Raw genomic sequence first — 754 nt, forward strand, 5'->3', positions numbered from 1 at the left:
AAGATGCAAAATGAGCTTCAAAACTCTCGAGATCACCACCGAAAATCACATCGCTCACCTTAAGCTTAATCGCCCTGATGCGCTTAACGCGATGAATATCGATTTCTGGCAAGAGCTACCTGTTGCTATCCGTGAAATCGATGCCTCAGCAGAAGCGCGCGTAATAGTGATATCTTCTACTGGCAAGCACTTCAGCGCGGGCATGGACCTAGCTGTATTCACCAGCGGTAACTCAATTCCAATGGGCGGCGACCCTTCACGCATGGCTGAAAACCTACGCCGTGCCGTGCTAGAACTTCAAGATGCTTTTAACGTATTAGAAGAGGCGCGTATCCCGGTTCTGACTGCCATTCAAGGTGGCTGCATTGGTGGTGCTGTAGATATGGTTTGTGCGAGTGACAGCCGTTACTGTACTGAAGAATCATTCTTCACCATCAAAGAAACCCAGCTTGGTATGACAGCAGATTTAGGCACCATGCAACGCCTACCTAAACTCATTCCAGAAGGCATCATGCGTGAGTTGGCTTATACCGGACGTAAGTTCGACGCTGCAGAAGCAAAAGAAATCGGTTTAGTGAACAAGGTTTTCGCAAACCAAGAAGAAATGCTGGAAGGCGTAATGAGTATCGCAGCCGAGATAGCCAAACAGTCTCCGGTTGCTGTGGCTGGTTGTAAGGAAATGATCAACTATAGCCGCGACCATAGCGTTGCTGACAGCCTCAAATACATGGCCACCTGGCAATCAGGCATGTTC

General features: G+C 48.7%; 1 protein-coding gene. It reads left to right on the forward strand.

The annotated features are described in order from the left end of the window. Nucleotides 1–10 precede the first annotated feature (10 nt). Nucleotides 11–754: crotonase/enoyl-CoA hydratase family protein (locus tag A3763_RS24570; RefSeq protein ID WP_082880591.1), on the forward strand; the 744-nt coding region annotated here is incomplete at its 3' end.

The sequence above is a fragment of the Oleiphilus sp. HI0128 genome, assembly GCF_001635365.1.